This window comes from Citrobacter sp. Cm038, from assembly GCF_030333105.1.
Classification (GTDB): Bacteria; Pseudomonadota; Gammaproteobacteria; order Enterobacterales; family Enterobacteriaceae; genus Citrobacter; species Citrobacter murliniae.
Map to the genome: position 1 here is coordinate 159618 of NZ_JAOWGO010000022.1, position 18064 is coordinate 177681.

Here is an 18064-nt window from a genome sequence, read left to right on the forward strand (position 1 = left end):
TGACCTGGCCAACAATGTGGCTGACCGCATAACGCGAAGCGCCATCTGGCAAAATAACTTAACGCAGTATTTTTTTCTCTGCCAGATCCAGTGCGAAGTAGCTGAAGATCAGATCCGCGCCCGCGCGTTTGATCGACCCTAAGCTTTCCAGCACCACTTTCTCTTCATCTATTGCTCCGGCCATCGCCGCAAATTTGATCATCGCGTACTCACCGCTGACCTGATAGGCGCCAATCGGCAGTTCCGTGCGTTCGCGGATATCACGCAGAATATCAAGGTATGCACCAGCCGGTTTTACCATCAGACAGTCTGCGCCCTGCGCTTCATCAAGCAGCGATTCGCGGATCGCCTCGCGACGGTTCATTGGGTTCATCTGATAGGTTTTACGATCGCCTTTCAGCGCAGTGCCTGCGGCTTCACGGAACGGGCCGTAGAACGATGAGGCAAACTTGGTGGAGTAGGACATGATGGCGGTATCGGTGAAACCCGCGGCGTCCAGCGCCTGGCGAATAGCCTGTACCTGGCCGTCCATCGCAGCGGAAGGGGCAATGAAATCAGCACCCGCAGCAGCGGCGACGACTGCCTGCTTGCCGAGGTTGGCAAGGGTCAAATCGTTATCAACACCATGTTCGCATAACACGCCGCAGTGACCGTGCGAGGTGTATTCACAGAAGCAGGTATCGGACATGACGATCATTTCCGGGACAGTTTGCTTGCAGATACGAGACATGCGCGCTACCAGCCCGTCTTCTTTCCAGGCGTCGCTGCCGGTGTCATCTGTGTGGTGGGAAATACCAAAGGTCATCACCGAGCGGATACCGGCATTGGCAATGCGTTCAATCTCGCGAGCCAGATGTTTTTCCGGAATGCGCATCACGCCGGGCATCGCCTCGATGGCTTTGTAATCGTCGAGTTCTTCTTCAACAAAGATCGGCAACACCAGGTCATTTAAGCTGAGTGTTGTCTCTTCAAACATAGCGCGCAGCGCAGGGGATTTGCGCAGGCGGCGAGGGCGTTGGATTAGGTCTGTCATGGTATGCCTGATGTTTGTGGAATCGAAGGCCGTAGTATACCCGAACCAGAGTGAAGGGAGTTTATGAAAGTTGCTTTCTTGTGGCATACCGGAGAATGCGGCTGGGTGAATCAGGCAAACGGGTCCGCATCAACCGTTTGCCTTTTGAGCACTCAATCAGGACGCGGGAATGACCAGCGGCTTATTACCGCTTAATTCTGTGACCAGATTATTGATACCGTCACTCATATTGGTAAATCGGGTCAGCGGAGAACGGGTGACCACGACAAAAGCACCGACATTTTTCTGCGGGATCATCGCCATGTAAGTAATGAATCCACCGCCGCCACCGGTTTTCTGAATAATCCCCGGACGACCATTTTTCGGTGCCATATACACCCAACCCAAACCAAGCGCATCGGCTTTGCCTGGTACATCCATTCCGATCACTTTGGTCAGCTGTGTACGCTGATAAATCAGTGTCTGCATCCGGTCAGCCTGCTGGCTACGATGATAGAAGTCAGATGAGAGATACTGTTGCATCCAGCGCATCATATCACCAGGTGTAGAATAGACGCCGCCGCTGCCCATCGCCGCCAGCGTATTGTTACACGGGCTGGCCCCTTTTTCCGCGACCATCAGACGTTTGCACTGATCGGGTGAGGGGGTGAAAGTGGTGTCTTTCATCCCGAGCGGTCGGGTGATTTTCTCTTCAAAGAGTTGCGGATAAGGCTTACCGGACGCCGCTGCCAGCGCATCGGCCAGCAGGTCGAATGCCAGGTTTGAATACGAAGCCTGCGATCCTGGTGCGGCTTTCAGCGTCGCGGTAGAAAGGTAGCTCCAGCGCTGTTCGCGCGTAGGCCAGACAAATACCGGACGCTTTGCTGCACCGCCAGGCTGTTCGCGCGGCAGGGCGCTGGTATGCGTTGCCAGATTCACCAGGGTGATTGGCGTTCCCTGATATGTGGGGACGCGTGCGCCGGGAGGTGCATATTTACTCAACGGATCGTTGAGTTTTACCGTGCCTTGATCGAGTAATTTAACCAGCATTTCACTGGTCATCAATTTGGTAATCGAGGCGATTCGAATCACGGAATCCAGTTGCGGGTGAACATTATTGCCGGGGCGCGTTTCACCAAAGCTGCGAAATACGCGCTGATTACCATCAATCACCACGAGTGCCATCCCCGTAGCCCCACTGCCGTAGAAAATATGATCGGCGTAGCGATCAACGATGTCGGAGGCGAAGACCGGATCGGTTATAGGCTGTGCCGCCTGGACAGATGTCAATGACGCCGCACACAGCGCGGCAGAAAAAAGCAGACTACGTTTCAACGGTGGTGTCCATGAGTTAGAGGAAGTAAAAGGTGACGTGCGTATGCGTATTTATACTACTGAACGGCATATTGCAAAGCGCTAATACGCCAATGATAGTGTGAAAAACGTAACGATGAGTAAACGTGAGCTTTTCCCTGATAGTGGATGTTCGCTTTTGTGATCTTACGCTGTGATAATCTGAATATGCTGGAACGCAGTGTTAGGTGAAAACCACAGAAACAATTCTTCAGAACCGGGTAGCGAACTAAGTTCGCTGATTCTGGTCACAATGGTCGGTTTCAGCTTGTGTTTTTGGGCGTTAGCCGTCTTGCCACCGTCTGTGGCAAATGCACAGCAGTCGTCATAACGATAAGAAGTTAGCAGGAGAGCACTATGTTTAAGTCTTTTTTCCCAAAGCCGGGGCCGTTCTTTATTTCGGCATTTATTTGGGCACTGGTTGCCGTTGTATTTTGGCAGGCAGGTGGGGGAGCCTGGGTGGCGCGCATTACTGGCGCATCGGGGGACGTACCGATTAGCGCAGCGCGATTCTGGTCGCTGGATTATCTGATTTTTTATGCTTACTACATTTTGTGCGTCGGCCTGTTCGCGCTGTTCTGGTTTATCTACAGTCCACATCGCTGGCAGTACTGGTCCATACTCGGCACGTCGTTGATTATCTTTGTGACCTGGTTTCTGGTTGAAGTCGGGGTCGCCGTTAACGCCTGGTATGCGCCATTTTATGATTTGATTCAAACTGCACTCAGCGCTCCCCATAAGGTGAAAATTGAGCAGTTCTATCATGAAGTGGGGATCTTTCTTGGTATTGCGCTGATTGCCGTCGTCATTGGCGTGATGAACAATTTCTTCGTCAGCCATTATGTTTTCCGCTGGCGTACCGCAATGAACGAACATTATATGGCGCACTGGCAGCATCTGCGTCATATCGAAGGTGCCGCGCAGCGTGTGCAGGAAGACACTATGCGTTTTGCCTCGACGCTGGAAGATATGGGCGTCAGTTTTATCAACGCCATCATGACGCTGATTGCCTTCTTGCCGGTACTGGTTACGCTTTCTGCGCATGTCCCTGATTTGCCAATAGTCGGACATGTGCCTTATGGTCTGGTGATTGCTGCGATTGTCTGGTCGCTGATGGGAACCGGGATGCTGGCGGTAGTGGGGATAAAACTTCCGGGTCTGGAGTTCAAAAACCAACGTGTGGAAGCGGCTTATCGTAAAGAACTGGTGTACGGTGAAGACGATGCCAACCGCGCGACGCCACCTACCGTTCGCGAACTGTTTCACGCGGTGCGTCAGAACTATTTCCGCCTCTATTTTCACTATATGTACTTCAATATCGCCCGCATTCTTTACCTGCAGGTTGATAACGTTTTCGGCTTGTTCCTGCTGTTTCCATCGATTGTTGCCGGTACGATTACGCTCGGTCTGATGACGCAAATTACCAACGTGTTTGGACAGGTGCGAGGATCGTTCCAGTATCTGATTAACTCCTGGACGACGTTAGTCGAACTGATGTCTATCTATAAGCGTCTGCGCAGCTTTGAACGTGAGCTAGATGGCCAGGAAATTCAGGTAGTTACCAATACACTTAGTTAACAAAGGAGATGTTATGTCGACGGTTTCCCGTCTTTACCCCTGGTCTTGTCTGGCTGTACTGGTGTTGGTGGGGTGTAGCAGCCAACCCTCGCTGCCGTTAAAAAAAGGGGAGAAAGCCGTCGATGTGGCGAGCGTCGTGCGTCAGAAAATGCCGTCCAGTGTGAAGGACAGAGACGCCTGGGCGCAGGATCTGGCGAAGACGTTTGAAAGCCAGAAGCTGGCACCGACGGTCGAGAACGTCTGTTCGGTGCTGGCAGTGGCGCAGCAGGAGTCCAACTATCAGGCCGATCCGGTCGTTCCTGGCTTAAGTAAAATTGCCTGGAAAGAGATCGACCGTCGTGCTGAGCGTATGCATATTCCGGTGTTTCTGGTTCATACCGCACTGAAGATTAATTCCCCGACAGGAAAAAGCTACAGTGAGCGCCTGGATTCAGTGAAGACGGAAAAGCAGCTTAGCGCCATCTTTGATGATTTTATCAATATGGTGCCGATGGGACAGACGCTGTTTGGTTCACTAAATCCGGTTCATACCGGCGGTCCGATGCAGGTCAGCATTGCGTTTGCGGAACAGCACACGACGGGATACCCATGGAAAATGGCAGGAACAGTGCGTCAGGAAGTGTTCAGTCGCCGTGGTGGGCTGTGGTTCGGAACTTATCATTTGCTGAACTATCCGGCGAACTATAGTGCACCTGTTTTCCGTTTCGCTGACTTTAATGCGGGCTGGTACGCCAGCCGGAATGCCGCTTTCCAGAACGCTGTCAGTAAAGCCAGCGGTGTGAAGCTGGAACTGGATGGTGACTTGATTCGCTACGACAGCAAAGATCCAGGTAAAACGGAGCTGGCAGTACGTAAACTGGTTGGGAAGCTGAATATGAGTGAGAGCGATATTCGGCGTCAACTGCAAAAGGGCGACAGCCTTGCTTTTGAAGAGACCGCGCTTTATGAGAAGGTCTATAAGCTGGCTGAAGCGAAGGTGGGCAAAGCGTTACCCCGTGAAATGCTGCCGGGTATTCAACTGGAAAGTCCGAAGATCACCCGCAACCTGACCACTGCGTGGTTTGCTAAACGGGTGGACGAGCGCCGGGCGAAATGTATGGCTCAGTCTGCTTTATGATGGCGTTGGCGCCAGCGCATAAAGCCAGCGACGATGCCAAGGATCAAGCCTCCGGCCAGGAAGGGGATCACGCCAAAAATCGTACCGACGCCAAAACCGATTTCGATTCGTGGACGTCCGGTTTCCTGCATTTGTAGCTGCATCAGTTGCTCGTAAATTCCGGGTGCGTGAGCTAACAGATTTAAAATCTGTGCTCCCACCCAGAAACAGAACAGTACAAATACGGCATACGCAATATTGCCGGTCAGGGAGGAGGTATCCCGATACTTGCCCTTAAAAAGGGTTTTAGAGAGCGTAAAATCAGCCATAAAGACCTCCGGAAATAACCTGCTTCTTTCGACGTAATGCCAACAACTGACAGTGAGTCTGACAGGTGATCGCCATTGTCAATATCAGAATGATGGTAATTTCAGCCAGGGATTATTCCTGGATTTAAGTTTTTTGCAGATGGTCACAAATCTTTAACCTTAAGTGAAATTTTGTGACATTTAAGAAATTCCGCATACGCCACAGACGTCTCAGGGAAAATGTGCGAGGATGCGCCTAATGTGTGTTTCTCCGGAGCTGCTATGAACCTGCCTGCTAAAATTCGCCGTGACTGGCACTACTATGCGTTCGCCATTGGGCTTATCTTTATTCTGAATGGTGTGGTGGGATTACTGGGTTTTGAAGCTAAGGGATGGCAAACCTATGCGGTAGGGCTGGTCACATGGGTGATCAGTTTTTGGCTCGCCGGACTCATTATTCGCCGTCGTGTGGAAGCTGATGATGTGAAAGATACCCAATAACGTTTTGTTATACCCCTCATACTTCAAGTTGCAGGTGTGTTGGCTTTCCTGGCTCACCCCAGTCACTTACTGATGTAAGCTCCTGGGGATTCACGGCGTGGCCGCCTTTCTGTAACCCGAAATATTTAGGGTATATCAGGCATTATGGTCAGTTTTACATACTGGTTTTCAACGCACTATCCGCAGCGTGGCGTTCCAGCGCCAGTTCGATCAGACGGGTGATCAAATCGGTATAGCCTAAACCGCTCGCCTGCCACAGTTTTGGATACATACTGATATTGGTAAAGCCTGGCAGCGTGTTGATCTCATTGATCACCACGTCGTTTTCATCAGTCAGGAATACATCCACCCGGGCCATGCCGGCGCAGCCCAGCGTCTGGTATGCCTGAATCGCAATCTCGCGGATCTTATCGTTAATTTCTGGCGCAATCGCTGCAGGAACGACAACTTTTGCCCCGTTGTCGTCAATGTATTTGGTGTCGTAAGCGTAAAAATCACTGTTCAGAACGATCTCGCCACAGGTGCTGGCCTGGGGGTGATCGTTCCCCAGTACCGCGCATTCGATCTCGCGGCCTTTGATCCCTTGTTCCACAACCACCTTATGATCGAACTCAAATGCCAGCGTGACGGCCTGGTTGTACTGTGCTTCGCTGGTGACTTTGCTAACGCCAACGGATGACCCCTGATTGGCAGGTTTCACGAACAGTGGGAGACCCAGGCGTGATTCAACCTCGGCAAAGCTGATGGTGTGGCGGTTTGCGCGGGTGAGCGTAATAAATGGTGCGATGTTTAACCCGGCATCACGCAGCAGACGTTTGGTCACGTCTTTATCCATACAGGCTGCGGAACCAAGCACATCGGAGCCGACGAACGGTAAGTTCGCTACGCGTAGCATGCCTTGCAGAGAACCATCTTCTCCCAGCGTACCGTGAACGATTGGAAAAATAACATCCACCGTTGGCAGCGGCTGACCATTCTGCGCGTCGATCAGTTGATGCTCTTGTTTACCCGGTACCTGAGCGAGGCTGGTTAGTGAAGGACGCAACGCAATATGAGCCGGATCGTCTGCATTAAGCAGATAATTACCGGCATCGCTGACGTGCCATTGCCCTTGTTTATCAATACCTAACAACACAACATCAAAGCGAGTCTTGTCGATGGCATCGACAATATTTTTAGCCGATTGCAATGACACTTCATGTTCTGCTGACTTACCACCAAATACGATTCCTACCCGCAACTTTGCCATCTTAAAAACCCATTCCATGAATGCAAAGCACATACATTACCACGACAAAACGCAGGATTCCTCGGCTTCTGGCAGAATGTTTTCGTGAAGTACAGGGGAACAAATTTGTTTAAACACGAGTGCGCTGGTTAAAGCATAATCACCTGTATAAAGTGTGGATTTGATGTGATGGATATCACAATTATGATGAGCGGGGAGATAAAATACTAAACTGTGATACATCGCACCGCTGAACCTCCGTCTGGATACGTAATTTGTTAAGCTGCTCGCAGTTTTCAGCTGCTTATCGTTATGAGTCTTATGGAATCCTGGAGAGTTAACCTTATTTCCGTTTGGTTCGGGTGCTTTTTTACCGGACTGGCGATCAGTCAAATCCTGCCTTTTTTACCGCTCTATATCTCCCAGCTTGGGGTGACCTCGCATGAAGCGCTGTCGATGTGGTCCGGCTTAACGTTTAGTGTCACTTTTCTTATTTCTGCCATTGTTGCACCGATGTGGGGTAGCTTAGCCGATCGCAAAGGGCGCAAATTAATGCTATTGCGCGCTTCGTTAGGGATGGCCATCGCGATTTTACTGCAGGCATTTGCGACTAACGTCTGGCAGCTTTTCCTGCTCCGTGGCGTGATGGGGTTAACATCGGGATATATCCCCAATGCGATGGCGCTGGTCGCGTCACAGGTACCGCGTGAACGCAGCGGTTGGGCGCTGAGTACGCTCTCTACGGCGCAAATTAGCGGTGTTATTGGCGGGCCGCTGATGGGTGGGTTTATTGCCGATCATATCGGCTTACGGGCGGTATTTTGTATTACTGCGGCGCTGCTGGTAGTAAGTTTTCTGGTCACATTGTTTTTAATTAAAGAGGGCGTGCGTCCGACGATTAAAAAAAGTGAACGTTTAAGCGGCAAGGCGGTTTTCGCCTCACTGCCTTATCCGGCGTTGGTGATTAGCCTGTTTTTTACCACTATGGTTATTCAGCTGTGTAACGGCTCAATAGGTCCCATTCTGGCACTGTTTATCAAATCTATGGTGCCAGACAGCACAAACATTGCTTTTCTCAGCGGCTTAATTGCTTCGGTACCTGGCGTATCGGCGCTGATATCGGCGCCCCGACTTGGAAAACTGGGCGATCGAATTGGCACGGAGCGAATTCTTATGGCGACGTTAATCTTCGCCGTGGTGCTCTTTTTCGCCATGTCCTGGGTTGCTACGCCATTGCAGTTGGGAATATTGCGTTTCCTGCTTGGTTTTGCCGATGGCGCGATGCTACCTGCTGTGCAGACGTTGCTGGTCAAATATTCCAGCGATCAGATTACCGGTCGCATCTTTGGGTATAATCAGTCGTTTATGTATCTGGGTAACGTCGCAGGGCCATTAATGGGCGCAACGGTATCGGCAATGGCGGGTTTCCGCTGGGTTTTTATCGCGACCGCATGTATTGTACTTATTAATATCTGGCAACTGACCATCGCGTTACGACGCCGGCGTCATGCGCACTAAGCTCACGTAGGTATTGTATATCTGTGTGATTATTCATCCCCTTACTCTTTAATATTGAATAGTTCTGGAGTAAGGGGCATTGCACATTATTTTGTGTTGTGATTGTTTTCGCAAAACGTCTTATTATTTATAAAAATACAACTTTCATCCCCTAGGCAGTCGTGAGCCATAATGCTAACGTGACCCATATTTTGTAAAGGGAATACGAAAATGAAAAATCTCGTCACTGAGTTACTACTTAAGCTTGCCCAAAAAGAAGAAGAGTCGCAGGAGCTGGCTGCCCAGGTAGAAACGTTAGAGTGGGTTATCATGGAGATGCTAAGCAATATGGCGAAAAATGATCAGCAAATATTGATTCGTCAAATTGAGGGGGCGCTGGCGGGCGTAAGCCGTATGCCGGCATTTTTGACAACTCTGCATAATCCGGGTGAAAGCCTACCAAAAACGTATTGAGCGATCTCCAGAAATTCACTACCCCCTGACATCATAAAAGTGTCACATCAAATACTTATAGTCACTTTGTTTTAATTTTACTGTATTTATACATGGAGAAAATAAAGTGAAACAAAGTGCACTCGCTATTGCCCTGTTACCATTACTGTTTACCCCGGTTATTTATGCTGAATCATCTGCTGTACCGGTTATGGATAATCGTGCCGCTCAGGGGGATATCACCACGCCAGGTGGGGCGCGCCGATTAACCTCTGATCAAACGGCGGCTCTGCGTGATTCACTGATTGATAAACCTGCCCGGAATATTATTTTATTGATCGGTGATGGCATGGGGGATTCAGAAATTACAGCAGCTCGCAATTATGCCGAAGGCGCAGGTGGATTTTTTAAAGGTATTGATGCATTACCTCTGACCGGGCAATACACACATTACGCGTTGGATAAAAAAACGGGTAAACCTGATTATGTAACGGATTCTGCGGCGTCAGCAACGGCGTGGACGACCGGCGTTAAAACCTACAATGGTGCGTTGGGTGTTGATATTCACGAAAAAAATCACACCACGATTCTGGAAATGGCGAAAGCCGCAGGTCTGGCGACAGGCAACGTTTCTACTGCTGAGTTGCAGGATGCGACTCCGGCTGCCCTGGTGGCGCATGTGACCTCACGTAAATGCTACGGTCCGAGTGTAACCGCTGAAAAATGCCCGACCAATGCGCTGGAAAAAGGTGGTAAAGGGTCGATCACGGAACAATTATTGAACGCCCGCGCCGATGTTACGCTTGGCGGTGGGGCAAAAACCTTTGCAGAGACCGCGGCAGCAGGTGACTGGCAGGGGAAAACGCTGCGTGAACAGGCACAGGCGCGTGGATATCAGTTGGTGAGCGATGCCGCAACGCTTGCAGCAATCACTGAAGCCAATCAGGATAAACCGTTGCTGGGTCTGTTCTCCGAGGGCAACATGCCGGTACGCTGGGAAGGTCCGAAAGCGTCATATCACGGCAACATTGATCAACCCGTCGTGACTTGTGCGCCGAACCCAAAGCGTAACGATACCGTGCCCACGCTGGCACAGATGACGGATAAAGCGATTGAGCTGTTGAGCAAAAATGAGAAAGGCTTCTTCCTGCAAGTTGAAGGGGCGTCAATCGATAAGCAGGATCACGCCGCTAACCCATGTGGGCAGATTGGAGAAACGGTCGATCTGGATGAGGCGGTGCAGCGTGCGCTTGCATTTGCGAAGAAAGATGGCAACACCCTGGTTGTAGTTACCGCCGATCACGCCCATTCCAGCCAGATTGTTGCGCCGGATACGAAGGCTCCGGGTTTAACCCAGGCGCTGAACACCAAAGATGGCGCGGTAATGGTTATAAGCTACGGCAACTCCGAGGAAGAATCCCAGGAGCATACCGGCAGCCAGTTGCGTATTGCGGCCTATGGACCACATGCTGCGAATGTTGTCGGTCTGACCGACCAAACCGATCTGTTCTACACCATGAAAGCCGTATTAGGGCTTAAATAAGCAGACATCCGGCGGCAATACTTTTGCTGTCGGGTGGTTTTTTTGTGTTTAGCAGCCAGACTTATACCTACATGCTGTCGTTCAGAATAGGGCGGCGTTTAGAGTTGCATGCTTATAAAAGGATGGTGCTATGAAAATAACATTACTGGTTACGTTGCTATTTGGTTTGATTTTCTTAACTACCGTCGGTGCTGCCGAGAAGACATTAACCCCGCAACAACAGCGTATGACCACCTGCAACCAGCAAGCGACGGCGCAAACCTTAAAAGGGGATGCCCGTAAGACGTACATGAGTGATTGCCTGAAAAACAGTAAATCTGCTCCAGAGGAAAAGAGCCTGACGCCACAGCAGCAGAAAATGCGTGAGTGCAATGTCCAGGCGACAGAGCAGTCTCTGAAAGGCGATGATCGTAATAAGTTTATGAGTGCCTGTCTGAAAAAAGCTGCGTAATACATACGGGTGAGCAGAGAAAATCGCTCACCCGAAATATCATACTTTCACCGCCAGACCCCTTCCTATAATTTGGGAAATTTGTTTCAGAATATTCCCAAATACGATGAATGATGAAAATTTCTATCAAAAAAAGGTCGTACAGAATGAAGCGTTATTATCACTTCATCGAAATGACCATCAGCGCTCCGGACTGCGATTTGCCCGACGGATCAGGCTGCCGCGTGCGGTAGGGCTGGGGGGAATGTTTTTCCCCATTGCTTCTGTATTAGTTTCACAGCCGATTACCGGCGGCTGGTGGCTGTTGTTGGTGGGATGGGCCTTTGTCTGGCCACACCTGGCGTGGCAGTTGGCGAGCAAAGCAGAAGATCCTCAACATGGTGAATTCACTAATTTAAAAGCGGATGCGATCCTGGCGGGTATGTGGACGGGGATTATGGGGGTTAACCTGCTGCCATCCACGGCACTGCTGATGATTATCTGCATCAACCTGATGGGCGCAGGTGGTGTGCGATTATTCATCGCGGGTGCCGTGTTGTTGGTGGTTTCATGCCTTGTCACGTTGCAGTTAACGGCTATCTCCGTTGCTTTTAGCAGTACACAATTGAGCGTATTGCTATCTTTGCCGGTGCTGGTTATTTATCCGTTGCTGTTTGCTTGGGTCAGCTATCAAACGGTAATAAAGCTGGCGGAGCATAAACGTCGGTTGCAGGTGATGAGTACGCGGGATGGTATGACCGGGGTGTATAACCGACGCCATTGGGAATTTTTACTGCGCAATGAATTTGATAATTGTCGTCGCTATCAGCGTGATGCCACGTTACTGATTATTGATATCGACCACTTCAAGAGCATCAACGATACCTGGGGACATGACGTCGGGGATGAGGCTATCGTCGCTCTGACTCGTCAATTGCAGATGACATTACGCGGCAGTGATGTCATAGGGCGTTTTGGCGGTGATGAGTTTGCTGTGATTATGTGCGGAACGCCGGCAGCCAACGCTATTGCAGCAATGTCGCGGGTCCACGAACGGCTCAGCCAGTTACGCTTATCATGCGCTCCGCAGGTTGCCCTGCGGATTAGCGTGGGTGTGGCGCCCCTGACCGCAGAGACTGAACATTATCGAGAATGGTTAAAATCGGCGGATATGGCGTTATACAAAGCAAAGAATTCCGGACGTAACCGCACTGAAGCGGCGGCCTGACGTCCGGTTATCCACTCAGGATTTGCTGAGTTTCTCCGATTGTTCCATACACTTAACCATCGCTTCAATCACCGAAGAACGGAAGCCGCGTTCTTCCAGGACACGGACAGCTTCAATGGTGGTTCCACCAGGCGAACACACCATATCCTTCAGCTCACCAGGATGTTTACCCGTTTCGAGGACCATTTTGGCCGATCCCATCACCGCCTGTGCCGCGAATTTATACGCCTGTGTGCGCGGCATGCCACCCTGAACAGCTGCATCCGCCATTGCTTCGATAAACATAAAAACATATGCCGGTGCTGAACCGCTGACCCCAACGACTGGGTGAATCATTGATTCTGCGATGACTTCCGCTTCACCAAAGCAGCGGAAAATATTCAACACGTCAGCGGTATCTTCTGGTGTAACCAACGCGTTTGGTGTCACAGATGTCATACCGGCATTAACCAGTGACGGAGTGTTTGGCATTGCGCGAATAATTTTGCGGTCATGACCCAATGCACGGGCGAGCTGATCGAGGGTGACGCCAGCCGCAATAGATACGACCAGTGAATCTTTGCTCAGGCTGGAGGTAATTTCACTCAGCACTTTAATCATGATGCCTGGTTTCACGGCCCCAAAAACAATGTCGGCAATTTGCGCGACTTCCTGCGCAGATTGTGCTGCATTAATGCCGTACTGGTCGTGCAGGGCGGCGACTTTTTCGGGGGAAGGGGTATAGACCCAGATTTGTCCGGGGAGAACCTGGCCGCTGGCGATCAGGCCGCCAAGAATCGCTTTGCCCATGTTACCGCAGCCGATAAACCCAATTTTCTTGTCCATTGTGTCACTCCCTATACGTGATATTCGTTGTTTTACCTGGGAAAGGTAAGCTTAGCGCGGAATGAATGTGTTCAGAAGGAGAAACAGCACTTTGCTGGAAAGTAAAAGCACGAGACAATACGCGATTGCACATGAGTCGGGAGGTGATATGACAATATGGGTGGATGCGGATGCGTGTCCTAATGTGATTAAAGAAATATTATACCGTGCTTCTGAACGTATGCAGATGCCGCTGATTCTGGTGGCAAATCAGAGTTTGCGCGTCCCGCCTTCGCGTTTAATCCGTACTTTACGTGTTCCTGCCGGGTTTGACGTCGCAGATAATGAGATTGTGCGCCAGTGTAATGTGGGCGATTTAGTGATCACGGCGGATATCCCGTTGGCTTCTGAGGTTATTGAAAAAGGTGCGGCTGCACTAAACCCACGCGGAGAACGTTATACCGAAGCGACAATCCGTGAACGCCTGACGATGCGTGATTTTATGGATACCCTGCGTGCCAGTGGGATCCAGACCGGCGGGCCTGATAGTCTTTCACCACGCGATCGCCAGCATTTTGCAGCTGAACTTGATAAATGGTGGTTGGAAGTTCAGCGCAGAAAATAGTAGCTGTAATTTATTTTTTACACTTTCATCATGGTGAATTCTTGTTATAGTAGGGCTTAATTAATTTAATTGCCCCAAGTGGAATGTATTGTTTACACTTTGGTGATGTACTAGTTTGATGGTATGATTATAACTTTAACAGCATCAGATCCCGCTCGCTTGCGGTTCTCTGGGGAATTTCTGTGATGACGCAACCTCTTTTTCTTGTTGGCCCCCGGGGGTGTGGTAAGACGACAACCGGAATGGCGCTCGCCAAGGCTATCGATTTCCAATTTGTTGATACCGATCGCTGGTTGCAATCTCATGTACAAATGACCGTGGCGGAAATTGTCGAAAGAGAGGGATGGGAGGGGTTTCGCGCCCAGGAGACGGCTGCTCTGGAAGCCGTTACCGCACCTTTAACCGTTGTTGCGACCGGCGGCGGTATCATTCTCACCGAATACAACCGGCACTACATGCGCAATAGTGGTGTAGTCATTTATTTAAGCGCACCCGTATCAGTACTGGTTAACCGCCTGGAGGCCGCGCCGGAAGAAGGGTTACGCCCGACCTTAACCGGTAAACCATTAACTGAAGAAGTGCAGGAAGTGCTGGAGCAGCGCGATGTCCTGTATCGGGAAGCGGCGCACTACATTGTTGATGCAACAAATAAACCTTCTCAGGTTGTTGCCGATATTCTGGGGCTACTGTCGCAGCCGGCGTCACGGTTACAGGGTGGTGTCTATACTTAAAGCTCATCCACTCAAAAGGAAGAGATATGCCGACAAAACCACCTTACCCGCGTAAAGCTACCATTGTGACAGTTGAGAAAGGGACTCCTGGCCAGACGGTAACCTGGTATCAACTTCGCGCCGATCATCCTAAACCCGATTCATTGATCAGTGAACATCCTTCCGCGCAAGAGGCCATGGACGCCAAAAAGCGCTATGAGGATCCCGATAAAACCTGACGCCAGGCGTTGCTGGTAAAGAAATCAGAGTACCCTCTGCTCGTATCGGTATCACATTTTTCGCACGTCGTCATACACAGCGAAAATTGAAAATTAAGCGATAACAACATAATACTGGAATGATTAGGAATCTTTACATTATGCCTTGCTTATCTGCTGCTACGCTTTTGAGCATTTGTAGCGCAGGTAGGTGTCCGGCATTTGCCTGGGAATTCATGACGCAGTAAGAAGACGGTGGAGTAACAAATGAGTACGTCGCTGGCTATCCTCACGATTGGTGTTGTCCCGATGAGTGAGGTATTACCGCTCCTGACGGAATATATTGATGAGCAACACATCACGCACCATAGTCTGCTGGGGCAGATGCAGAGGGAAGATGTGATGCTCGAATATGCCGTATCGCCAGGTGATGATTTGTTATTAACGTTGCTCAGCGACCATCGGCTTGCTCATGTCTCGCGCCAGAAAGTTGAGCGCGATCTCCAAAGCATTGTTGAAGTGCTGGATAACCAGGGTTTTGACGTCATCTTATTGATGAGTACCGCTTCAATTGCCCGCCTGACGGCACACAATAGCATCCTGCTTGAGCCCCTACGTATTATCCCCCCTCTGGTGGCATCGATTGTGGATGGGCATCAGGTCGGGGTGATTGTGCCTGTCACTGAGTTGCTTGAGGCCCAGGTGAGTAAATGGCAGGTATTACAGACCCCGCCAGTTTATGCCGTGGCAAATCCTCTTGATGGATCCGCACAACAACTGATCGATGCGGGGAAAGATCTCATTGAGCAAGGAGCTGATGTGATCATGCTGGATTGTTTAGGGTTTAATCAGCGACATCGTGATTTACTGCAAAAATCGCTGGATGTTCCGGTGCTTTTGTCTAATGTCCTGATTGCGCGGTTGGCTTCAGAACTGCTCGCTTAATTTTGCGTGACAGGTGGAACGTCAGGCCCCTATATTGTTTGTTAACTTAATAACGAGATAGGGCCAGTTGTATGCTTCAAAGTAATGAATACTTTTCCGGCAAAGTAAAATCGATTGGTTTTACCAGCAGCAGTACTGGCCGTGCCAGCGTTGGCGTCATGGCGGAAGGCGAATACACTTTCGGTACTGCGGCACCTGAAGAGATGACGGTGGTTAGCGGCGCGCTGAATGTGTTGCTGCCAGGGGAAACTGAGTGGAAAGTGTATGCTGCAGGGGACGTGTTCAACGTGCCAGGGCACAGTGAGTTTCATCTGCAGGTGGCAGAGCCAACATCGTATCTTTGCCGCTATTTGTAATTGTAAAATGCCGGATGACGAAGCTGCCATCCGGCACATCCTAATCAGCGCTGTGCTTCTCCGCCTAATCCTTCCACCAGGCTTTTGATTAACGCCGCCAGTTCTCCGGTCATCAGGATGAAATCGGCATCAAAACGTTGAGCATAGTCTTCTCTGTCGATGTCTTCGTTTTGATCGCGCAGTTCATCACTGAACTTCAGACGCTTCAGTGAGCCATCGTCACACATCATAAACTGAATACGTTGTTGCCAGTCGAGAGCCAGTTTGGTGACGACTTTACCGGCTTCAATGTGAACGGCAATCTCGTCGCTCACCAGATCCTGTTTCTTCGCGCGGATCACGCCGCCATCTTCCAGCATGGCTTTCAGTTCAGCTTCATCCAGCAACTGGAAGCCCTGGGCGACAGAGCCGGAACGCACCCATTCGGTGAGCGTTAACTCGATCGGATTTTCCAGCGCTAACGGAACAACCGGCAGAGAACCCAGGCTTTTACGCAACAACGCCAGCGTATCTTCCGCTTTCTTCGCGCTTGCGCAGTCGACCATGATCAGGTCATTGACGGTGTCTATCCACATCATTGTCTGGCTGAAGCGGCTAAAGGCGCGCGGCAGCAATGAATGCAACACTTCATCTTTAAGCGAGTCTTTTTCGGTCTTTTTGAGTTTGCGACCCTGCTCAGCTTCCAGTTTGAATATTTTGGCTTCAAGCGCCTGCTTAATCACAGGTGATGGCAGGATTTTCTCTTCTTTGCGGGCGCAGATAATAATTTGGCCGTTGGCGGTATGCGTCAATGCATCGCTGTGCGATCCCATCGGCGGAACCCAACCCATTTTTGCCATATCCTGGCTGCCACAAGGGGTAAACGTCATTGAGGCTAGCTGTTTTTCCATCTCTTCGGCACGCAAAGAAACATCGCGGCTAAGACGGTAAACCATTAAATTTTTGAACCACAGCATGATAATTTCCACGGCCTTGTCGTTAAATCCAGCGGGCATAATAGCGAATTGTCGCTATGCTTGCATTGTTAATCGGGAAGAGGGACATACAGTGCGTATAGGTATCGATTTAGGCGGCACGAAAACAGAAGTGATTGCGCTAGGTGATTTGGGCGAACAGCTTTTTCGCCATCGCCTGCCCACGCCGCGTGATGATTACCGGCAAACAATAGAAACAATCGCTACGCTGGTGGAAATGGCGGAAAACGCAACCGGCCAGACGGGAACCGTTGGTATGGGGATCCCTGGTTCGATTTCCCCTTACACTGGTGTGGTGAAGAACGCCAACTCGACCTGGCTCAATGGTCAGCCTTTTGATAAAGATTTAAGCGCGCGGTTGAAGCGTGAAGTGCGTCTGGCAAACGATGCCAACTGTCTGGCCGTTTCTGAAGCGGTAGATGGCGCGGCGGCGGGTGCGCAAACCGTGTTTGCAGTGATTATCGGTACGGGATGTGGTTCTGGCGTGGCTTTGAATGGGCGAGCGCATACCGGTGGCAACGGTACGGCGGGAGAGTGGGGACATAACCCGCTACCGTGGATGGATGAGGATGAACTGCGTTATCGGCAGGAAGTGCCTTGTTATTGCGGCAAACAGGGCTGTATTGAAACCTTCATTTCTGGGACTGGGTTTGCTACGGATTATCATCGGCTGAGCGGAAATCAGCTAAAAGGCAGTGAAATTATTCGCCTGGTAGATGAGCAGGATGCCCTGGCTGAGCAGGCACTGAGACGATATGAGTTACGCCTGGCGAAATCGTTAGCTCATGTGGTGAACATTCTTGATCCTGACGTCATTGTACTGGGCGGCGGGATGAGCAATGTCGACAGGTTGTATCAAACGGTCCCGTCGTTGATTAAGCAGTTTGTCTTCGGCGGCGAGTGTGAAACGCCTCTACGAAAAGCGCTGCACGGTGACTCCAGCGGCGTACGCGGTGCGGCCTGGCTGTGGCCGCAAGAGTCATAATCTCTTTTGCCGGATAACCCGTCATACTTCAAGTTGGCTGCGCGTTACCCGGCTCGTCCATTAACCTCATTCTGACGGGCCGCCGCTCCGCAGCATTCAAATCTGCTCCTGACAGATTTGTCACTCCCCCAGTCACTTACCTGAGTAAGCTCCTGGGGCTTCACTCAATTGCCGCCTACAAGCAACTCGAATTATTTTGGGTATGCACGTTTATCTGTGC

General features: G+C 50.6%; 20 protein-coding genes. 14 read left to right on the forward strand and 6 right to left on the reverse strand.

Annotated elements, in window-relative coordinates; translation table 11 throughout:
- Nucleotides 1-58 precede the first annotated feature (58 nt).
- Nucleotides 59-1033, reverse strand: a complete 975-nt coding sequence (gene hemB / locus OGY01_RS12110; protein ID WP_045440399.1) for a porphobilinogen synthase — start codon at nucleotides 1031-1033, stop codon at nucleotides 59-61.
- A 156-nt stretch (nucleotides 1034-1189) separates the two neighbouring features.
- Complete coding sequence (gene ampH / locus OGY01_RS12115) at nucleotides 1190-2347, reverse strand: D-alanyl-D-alanine-carboxypeptidase/endopeptidase AmpH (protein WP_045440403.1); 1158 nt, start codon at nucleotides 2345-2347, stop codon at nucleotides 1190-1192.
- A gap of 375 nt (nucleotides 2348-2722) precedes the next feature.
- Between ampH and sbmA the strand changes: the two genes are divergently transcribed.
- Together sbmA and OGY01_RS12125 are read left to right on the forward strand one after the other, a co-directional pair.
- On the forward strand, nucleotides 2723-3943 hold the full coding sequence (gene sbmA / locus OGY01_RS12120) for a peptide antibiotic transporter SbmA (protein ID WP_045440405.1): 1221 nt from the start codon (nucleotides 2723-2725) through the stop codon (nucleotides 3941-3943).
- A gap of 13 nt (nucleotides 3944-3956) precedes the next feature.
- Nucleotides 3957-5060 carry a DUF1615 domain-containing protein gene (locus tag OGY01_RS12125; protein WP_286493161.1) on the forward strand — a complete coding sequence of 368 codons (1104 nt, stop codon included), beginning with the start codon at nucleotides 3957-3959 and terminating at the stop codon, nucleotides 5058-5060.
- On the opposite strand, the gene OGY01_RS12130 is transcribed toward OGY01_RS12125, so the two are convergent.
- Complete coding sequence (locus OGY01_RS12130; protein ID WP_045440411.1) at nucleotides 5045-5368, reverse strand: DUF2755 family protein; 324 nt, start codon at nucleotides 5366-5368, stop codon at nucleotides 5045-5047. The genes OGY01_RS12125 and OGY01_RS12130 overlap by 16 nt on opposite strands.
- Before the next feature lie 261 nt (nucleotides 5369-5629).
- Between OGY01_RS12130 and OGY01_RS12135 the strand changes: the two genes are divergently transcribed.
- A complete protein-coding gene (locus OGY01_RS12135; protein ID WP_045440413.1) occupies nucleotides 5630-5848 on the forward strand; it encodes a DUF2754 family protein in 219 nt (72 codons plus the stop codon).
- Between the two features lie 154 nt (nucleotides 5849-6002).
- Here the strand turns inward: OGY01_RS12135 and ddlA are convergent, their stop codons facing one another.
- A complete protein-coding gene (gene ddlA / locus OGY01_RS12140) occupies nucleotides 6003-7097 on the reverse strand; it encodes a D-alanine--D-alanine ligase (RefSeq protein ID WP_286493162.1) in 1095 nt (364 codons plus the stop codon).
- A 300-nt stretch (nucleotides 7098-7397) separates the two neighbouring features.
- Between ddlA and OGY01_RS12145 the strand changes: the two genes are divergently transcribed.
- The 5 genes from OGY01_RS12145 to adrA all read left to right on the forward strand — a co-directional run bounded on the left by OGY01_RS12145 (nucleotide 7398) and on the right by adrA (nucleotide 12227).
- Nucleotides 7398-8594, forward strand: a complete 1197-nt coding sequence (locus OGY01_RS12145; RefSeq protein ID WP_286493163.1) for a multidrug efflux MFS transporter — start codon at nucleotides 7398-7400, stop codon at nucleotides 8592-8594.
- Between the two features lie 210 nt (nucleotides 8595-8804).
- A complete protein-coding gene (locus OGY01_RS12150) occupies nucleotides 8805-9047 on the forward strand; it encodes a sigma-S stabilization anti-adapter protein IraP (protein WP_045440415.1) in 243 nt (80 codons plus the stop codon).
- A 106-nt stretch (nucleotides 9048-9153) separates the two neighbouring features.
- Nucleotides 9154-10569, forward strand: a complete 1416-nt coding sequence (gene phoA, locus OGY01_RS12155; protein WP_286493165.1) for an alkaline phosphatase — start codon at nucleotides 9154-9156, stop codon at nucleotides 10567-10569.
- Between the two features lie 130 nt (nucleotides 10570-10699).
- Nucleotides 10700-11020: a phosphate starvation-inducible protein PsiF gene (gene psiF / locus OGY01_RS12160; RefSeq protein ID WP_045440421.1), complete on the forward strand. Its 321-nt coding sequence runs from the start codon at nucleotides 10700-10702 to the stop codon at nucleotides 11018-11020.
- A gap of 91 nt (nucleotides 11021-11111) precedes the next feature.
- On the forward strand, nucleotides 11112-12227 hold the full coding sequence (adrA, locus tag OGY01_RS12165; protein ID WP_286493383.1) for a diguanylate cyclase AdrA: 1116 nt from the start codon (nucleotides 11112-11114) through the stop codon (nucleotides 12225-12227).
- A 15-nt stretch (nucleotides 12228-12242) separates the two neighbouring features.
- On the opposite strand, the gene proC is transcribed toward adrA, so the two are convergent.
- Nucleotides 12243-13052, reverse strand: a complete 810-nt coding sequence (proC, locus tag OGY01_RS12170; RefSeq protein ID WP_048221961.1) for a pyrroline-5-carboxylate reductase — start codon at nucleotides 13050-13052, stop codon at nucleotides 12243-12245.
- Between the two features lie 148 nt (nucleotides 13053-13200).
- Here proC and OGY01_RS12175 point away from each other — a divergent pair, with 148 nt between their 5' ends.
- The 5 genes from OGY01_RS12175 (at nucleotide 13201) to ppnP (ending at nucleotide 15885) form a co-directional block, all read left to right on the forward strand.
- Entirely contained in the window at nucleotides 13201-13656 is a 456-nt protein-coding gene (locus OGY01_RS12175; protein WP_045440426.1) for a YaiI/YqxD family protein, read from the forward strand.
- A 185-nt stretch (nucleotides 13657-13841) separates the two neighbouring features.
- Nucleotides 13842-14387 carry a shikimate kinase AroL gene (gene aroL, locus OGY01_RS12180; RefSeq protein ID WP_045440429.1) on the forward strand — a complete coding sequence of 182 codons (546 nt, stop codon included), beginning with the start codon at nucleotides 13842-13844 and terminating at the stop codon, nucleotides 14385-14387.
- Between the two features lie 26 nt (nucleotides 14388-14413).
- The gene (gene yaiA / locus OGY01_RS12185) at nucleotides 14414-14605 is read left to right on the forward strand and encodes a protein YaiA (protein WP_045440432.1); all 192 of its coding nucleotides are present in this window, start codon (nucleotides 14414-14416) and stop codon (nucleotides 14603-14605) included.
- Nucleotides 14606-14851: 246 nt separating this feature from the next.
- Nucleotides 14852-15529 (forward strand): AroM family protein, encoded by a 678-nt coding sequence (locus OGY01_RS12190; RefSeq protein ID WP_048221959.1) that lies wholly within the window; start codon nucleotides 14852-14854, stop codon nucleotides 15527-15529.
- A gap of 71 nt (nucleotides 15530-15600) precedes the next feature.
- A complete protein-coding gene (gene ppnP / locus OGY01_RS12195) occupies nucleotides 15601-15885 on the forward strand; it encodes a pyrimidine/purine nucleoside phosphorylase (RefSeq protein ID WP_045440436.1) in 285 nt (94 codons plus the stop codon).
- A 44-nt stretch (nucleotides 15886-15929) separates the two neighbouring features.
- On the opposite strand, the gene rdgC is transcribed toward ppnP, so the two are convergent.
- Nucleotides 15930-16841 (reverse strand): recombination-associated protein RdgC, encoded by a 912-nt coding sequence (gene rdgC / locus OGY01_RS12200; RefSeq protein WP_045440439.1) that lies wholly within the window; start codon nucleotides 16839-16841, stop codon nucleotides 15930-15932.
- Nucleotides 16842-16932: 91 nt separating this feature from the next.
- Here rdgC and mak point away from each other — a divergent pair, with 91 nt between their 5' ends.
- On the forward strand, nucleotides 16933-17844 hold the full coding sequence (gene mak / locus OGY01_RS12205) for a fructokinase (protein ID WP_225760580.1): 912 nt from the start codon (nucleotides 16933-16935) through the stop codon (nucleotides 17842-17844).
- Nucleotides 17845-18064: the final 220 nt, after the last annotated feature.

Bases quoted from the DNA above. Each gene is read 5' to 3' on its own strand.
- hemB (WP_045440399.1), bottom strand. From the start codon at position 1,033: ATGACAGACCTAATCCAACGCCCTCGCCGCCTGCGCAAATCCCCTGCG.
- sbmA (WP_045440405.1), top strand. From the start codon at position 2,723: ATGTTTAAGTCTTTTTTCCCAAAGCCGGGGCCGTTCTTTATTTCGGCA.
- OGY01_RS12125 (WP_286493161.1), top strand. From the start codon at position 3,957: ATGTCGACGGTTTCCCGTCTTTACCCCTGGTCTTGTCTGGCTGTACTG.
- OGY01_RS12130 (WP_045440411.1), bottom strand. From the start codon at position 5,368: ATGGCTGATTTTACGCTCTCTAAAACCCTTTTTAAGGGCAAGTATCGG.
- OGY01_RS12135 (WP_045440413.1), top strand. From the start codon at position 5,630: ATGAACCTGCCTGCTAAAATTCGCCGTGACTGGCACTACTATGCGTTC.
- ddlA (WP_286493162.1), bottom strand. From the start codon at position 7,097: ATGGCAAAGTTGCGGGTAGGAATCGTATTTGGTGGTAAGTCAGCAGAA.
- OGY01_RS12145 (WP_286493163.1), top strand. From the start codon at position 7,398: ATGGAATCCTGGAGAGTTAACCTTATTTCCGTTTGGTTCGGGTGCTTT.
- OGY01_RS12150 (WP_045440415.1), top strand. From the start codon at position 8,805: ATGAAAAATCTCGTCACTGAGTTACTACTTAAGCTTGCCCAAAAAGAA.
- psiF (WP_045440421.1), top strand. From the start codon at position 10,700: ATGAAAATAACATTACTGGTTACGTTGCTATTTGGTTTGATTTTCTTA.
- proC (WP_048221961.1), bottom strand. From the start codon at position 13,052: ATGGACAAGAAAATTGGGTTTATCGGCTGCGGTAACATGGGCAAAGCG.
- OGY01_RS12175 (WP_045440426.1), top strand. From the start codon at position 13,201: ATGACAATATGGGTGGATGCGGATGCGTGTCCTAATGTGATTAAAGAA.
- aroL (WP_045440429.1), top strand. From the start codon at position 13,842: ATGACGCAACCTCTTTTTCTTGTTGGCCCCCGGGGGTGTGGTAAGACG.
- yaiA (WP_045440432.1), top strand. From the start codon at position 14,414: ATGCCGACAAAACCACCTTACCCGCGTAAAGCTACCATTGTGACAGTT.
- OGY01_RS12190 (WP_048221959.1), top strand. From the start codon at position 14,852: ATGAGTACGTCGCTGGCTATCCTCACGATTGGTGTTGTCCCGATGAGT.
- ppnP (WP_045440436.1), top strand. From the start codon at position 15,601: ATGCTTCAAAGTAATGAATACTTTTCCGGCAAAGTAAAATCGATTGGT.
- rdgC (WP_045440439.1), bottom strand. From the start codon at position 16,841: ATGCTGTGGTTCAAAAATTTAATGGTTTACCGTCTTAGCCGCGATGTT.